This window comes from Blastomonas sp., from assembly GCF_041747255.1.
Taxonomy (GTDB): Bacteria; Pseudomonadota; Alphaproteobacteria; order Sphingomonadales; family Sphingomonadaceae; genus Blastomonas.
On sequence record NZ_JBGTFM010000502.1, the window covers coordinates 1 to 4,941 of the forward strand.

Below are 4,941 nucleotides of genomic sequence, written 5' to 3' on the forward strand. Positions count from 1 at the left end.
CCGCCACCCCCGCCGCCGCCGAAGCTGCCCGTGTCCTGCACCGGTTGCGGCAGGGGAATAGGAATCGGCGCCTGCTGGGTGGTGATCGTGATCACCTGTGGCTGGGCCTGCACTGGCCGGGCCACAATGGTGCGAGCGCGCTTGATCTTGCGCGCCGGAGCAGCCCGCGCAATTGTGCGACCGCGCAATGGCTTGGACGTCTTGGCCTGCTTGTATTGCTTGACCTGCGCAGGCGGTGTATCGGCGACATGCACCGCCCCGCCACCGATGATCGCGCCGCCACACGTGCAAGCACACAATTTTGCCAAAGCCATCCGTACAGACATAGTTTTCTCTTTCGGATCAATAAACTCCGGGGTGACAGAACCATTGTTAACCGTCAGACCGGGTTCCGGGTATCTAAGGCAAGCCAGAATAAAGTGTTAATCTCAACAGCGTTAACCCTGTTTTGCCCGGCACAGGAAGCAGAAACGCCAAACCCTATGGCACTGCGCACCGTCTGTCCCGAATTGGAACCATAATCTTTGCACAGATTAAATGATTAAGCCGCAGCGCACGGTTGCCGCTGCGCCGGGCCCAGCCGCATGCGGTTGCGAAAATAGCAACAAAAATCTCGCAAAACATCCAGCTTTTGCCGCTTGTGCGGCCATGACCTGCTGGCTATAGGCGCGGTCATATAGAGACCGTTCGGCGGTGGTTGAGGCAGGCCACACACCGGCGGAAATGCACTTCCTCCAGGAGTATGCAATGGCGTCCATTTCGACGGCAATCGACGATATCGATGTGCTGGCAAAGGCACGCAAGAATATTGCGGGCGAATATGTCCCCTCAGACGACGAAGACTATATGAATGTTCGGCAGATGGATTATTTCCGGGCATTGTTGCTGGAATGGAAACGGTCGATTCTTGCTGCATCCAAGGGCACGCTACAGCAGTTGCAGGACGGCCCGATGCGCGAGCCCGACCTTAACGACCGTGCCTCAAGCGAGACCGACTGGGGCATCGAACTGCGCACCCGTGACCGTCAGCGCAAGCTGATCACCAAGATCGATTCTGCGCTGCGCCGGATCGATGAAGGCGAATACGGCTATTGCGAAGTCACCGGAGAACCAATCGGCCTTGGCCGACTGGTCGCACGGCCGATCGCCACGATGACGGTGGAAGCGCAGGAAGCGCACGAGCGCCGCGAAAAAATATCACGCGACGATTGAGGGTGTCACGCGGCTGAATTGTCCGCTGCTCAGATAGACAGCGCGACGCGAGGGACCATACGCAGGTGCGATGCGCGGCGCACATGCCCCACAACAGCGCGTGAATTTGGCGCGTGCGGGGAACTCCGCTCTGCCAGCCATGCAAATCCTTGGCATTGAAGTGACTTTGCCTTGCCAGGCACGCCCATGCAAAAAAAATGTTCCGTATCGACTTTTTTCAGGAACCAAGTTTCGCATCGGTGGTTTCATTGGAAGGACGATGTTAAGCCCCCTCCAACGTCGTCCTGTCTAATATGAGCCCGGGCGCGCGATCCTCCCCCCTTCTCATTGCGCCCGGGCTTACTTATCCCAGCGAAAATTTGAACGTATGCGCACCCGCAAAAGGGTTGTGCCGCGATCGCGCTTGCAAAACCCGCTTACGTTGCGCAGGCTGGCGAAGTTCGGGTCGCACCAACTTGCATGTGCATACGCTTTTGCACGCGTCGGGGCCTGTCATGCGATCACCATTGATCCAACGCACCGCCAGACAGATCGCTTGGGCATCAGGTTCCAGTTGGGCATGGACTTGCATCGCGTTGACGCTCTGCGCCCCGATACCGCCTGCACAGGCGATGCAGAATTCACCCGGCACCAAAGCCACCGCGCCCGCTCAAACACCGGATGACGCACAACGGCTCGCCGAGATCGAACGCTATCGCGCCATCGATGCAGAAGCTTATGCCGCGAAGGACTACGCGCGCGCTGCCGAGGCTTCTGCCCAAGCGCTCTTGCTCGCTGAGCCTCTCGGTGAGGGCAGCTTGATCTTTGCCCGCGCGCTGAACGACCATGCGCTCAACCTCACCTTCGGCGGCCGCGCAGCCGAGGCGCTGCCGTTGGCGCAGAAGGCGGTGCAGCTCTATGCCGCGCAACTGGGCAGCGACCATCCCGATACGCTCAACGCTCAGAACAATCTTGGCTTTGCACTGGCGGGCACGGGACAGGTGGCTCAGGCTCTCGATGCCTATCGGATTGCGTACGAAGGGCGGCGCGAGAAGCTGGGCATGGACGATCCGGCAACGCGCGACAGCGCCGCCAATCTGGCGCTGATGCACTACAATCTCTCGCAGCGCGACGAGGCTTTGGTGGTGCAGCAGGCCCTGGTCGATTCGATGCGCGCCACCCCGGGCCCCGATGATCCGGCGACCATGCGCGAGCAAAAAACGCTGGGCAGCCTGTTGTCCGAACTGACCCGTTTTGCTGAGGCGCAGGCGCTGCTTGCCGATGTTCTGACACGGCAGGAGCGCATTCTCGGCCCCGAGCATGAGGACAGCATCGCGACGCTGACCCTGCTGGGCACAGCTTTCGAAAAGGCCGGAGACTATGCCCGCGCCGAACCCTTGTCGCGCGAGGCGCTGCGCCGCGCCAGCGCGGTCCACGCCCAGGACCATGACGATGTGCTGCTCGCTGTGGTCAACCTTGCCAATGTGCTGACCGCGCAGGGCAAATACGACGAGGCGCGATCGCTTGTTGATCCAAATCTTGCCATTGCGCGACAAACGTTCGGTCCGGCAGGCGATGCAACGCTCGGCCTCACCATGCTTATGGCGCAGATCGACCTGCATCAGGGCCGGTTCGCTGATGGCCTCAAGTTGGCCACCGAAGTACAAACCGCAGTAGAGCAAACCTATGGCGCTCATCACCCCTATGCGTTCTACGCGCGGGGCATACAGGTGGCGCTGATGCTTGCCGCCGGACAATATAGCGAGGCAGAACCGCTCGCCAGAAACCTGGTCGAAAGCAGTAACACGGTGCGCGGCCCGACAAGCCGTGACACCATGGCATCGACCAGCAATCTGGCGCTGGTGCTGACCAATCTGGGCAAGCTGGCCGAAGCCGAGCCTTTGTATCGCGACCTGATAGAGACGCAACTGCGGGTGCTTGGCCCCGATCATCCCGACACCATCGCCGCGCAAAACAACCTCGCGCTTGTCCTCAACACCGGCGGTCGCTTCACAGATGCCGAACAGGTTTTGTTGACGGCACAGGCTGCGGTGCTGGCCAAGTTCGGCAACCGCCATCCATTGTGGCTGCAGACCGCCAACACGCTGGCGGTTGTGCTGGGCCGTCAAGGGCGCAATGACGAGGCCGTCCAGCTTTATCGTGGCACCTTGGAGGCATTGCGCGAGACGCAGGGCGAAAATCACCCGACAACCATCCAGGCCGAGGCGAACCTCGCAACCACATTGCTACAGCAAGGCAGGTTGGATGATGCCATCGCGATCAACCGCATCGCACTGGCGCGCAGCAGGGCCAAGCTTGGTGACGACAGCCTGGTGACGACCTCAACAGCCAGCAATCTGGCGCTTGCGCTGCTGTTTAACCGCCAGCCTGAAGAGGCAAGGCCGCTGCTCGAGGCGATTGTGGCGAAACCGCTCGATGTGCTGCCGCAGCAGCATGTCTTCCGGCTGACCACGCAGAACAATCTGGCGCTGCTGTATCGCAGAATCGGCGAGCCTTTGCGTGCCGACGCGCTGATCGACCAGACGCTGGCGGTGCAGATGCAAATCTTTGGCCCCGATCACCCCGACACCATCGATTCGCTCGGCAATCAGCTGCAGCTGCGCCTCACCGAGCCCGAGCTGGCCGGAACCGCCATCGTCCCGGGACGCCAGATGATGAAGAGCCTTGCGCTCCGGATCACGGGGGCGACCTCTGATCTTGGCAGTGAAGCGCAAAGGCTGCGCGACCGGACCAGCTTTTCCTCCTATTATCCGCTCGCCGCTGATGCGATGTGGCTCGCGCGTGCGCAGGACCCCAAGACGATTGCGGCAGAGGCGCTTGCGGCGATCCAGAATGCGGTCGCGGGCGGGGCGAACGATGCGATTGCGCAGATGGCGGCGCGCGGGCTGGCTGATTCCATCGATCCGGCGCTGGGCGACCTGGTGCGCGAACGCGAAACGCTGGCGAGCGGCTGGAGCGAGAATGCGCGGCTGTACAACGAGGCGCTGGCCAGCACCGCGCCCGGCAGTGCCGCGCTGCGCGAAAACCTTATCAACGCGCGCGATGCAATCACGCAGCGGATTTCGGCCATCGACAGCCAGTTGCGCGCGCAATTTCCCCAGTATTTTGCATTGATCCGCCCCGAACCGCTCACCGAAGCGCAGGCGCAGGCGATGCTGCGCGATGACGAGGCGGCGTTGCTGATCGTGCCCGCCTATACGGGCACCCATATCATCGCGCTGACCAGCAAGGGCATGCAGTGGCACCGTTCCGACTGGGATGCCGCCAAGGTTGCCGCAGCGGTCAAACGGCTGCTGTGGGACGTCGGCGCCAATGTCGAGGTCGATCTGCTGGAAGACGCCGAATGGTCGAACGAGGGCGAAGGCGTCTATCCGTTTGACCGGGGCACCGCGTTCGACCTCTATACGCAGCTGATCGCGCCCGTGGCGGGCACCATCACGGGCAAGCGCCATGTGTTCATCGCGGCGGCGGGCGCGCTGTCGTCGCTGCCCTTCGGCCTGCTGGTCACCGAGGCACCGCGCGGGGCGGATGGCGACCCGGCGAACTTGCGCAGCACCAAATGGTTCGCCGATGCCCATGCGCTGATCCAGATCCCCTCGCTGCAATCGCTGCAATTCTTGCGCGGTGGCGTGGATCGATCACCTGCTGCATTGACCGGAAATCTTACGTTTCGAGGATTTGGCGATCCGGTGCTGGAGGGACCCGCAGAGCAGCGTGGCGGCGGCGGGC

Annotated in this window: 2 protein-coding genes and 1 pseudogene; 2 read left to right on the plus strand and 1 reads right to left on the minus strand. The window is 61.9% G+C overall.

The features are described from left to right. Positions 1-326 (minus strand): annotated as a pseudogene (locus ACEW8G_RS16610) (PEP-CTERM sorting domain-containing protein); the annotation flags it as partial. A gap of 430 nt (positions 327-756) precedes the next feature. Between ACEW8G_RS16610 and dksA the strand changes: the two are divergent. Together dksA and ACEW8G_RS16620 are read left to right on the plus strand one after the other, a co-directional pair. Further along, complete coding sequence (gene dksA / locus ACEW8G_RS16615) at positions 757-1,212, plus strand: RNA polymerase-binding protein DksA (protein ID WP_373489505.1); 456 nt, start codon at positions 757-759, stop codon at positions 1,210-1,212. Positions 1,213-1,823: 611 nt separating this feature from the next. Beyond that, a partial coding sequence (locus ACEW8G_RS16620) for a tetratricopeptide repeat protein (RefSeq protein ID WP_373489504.1) occupies positions 1,824-4,941 on the plus strand: 3,118 nt, incomplete at its 3' end.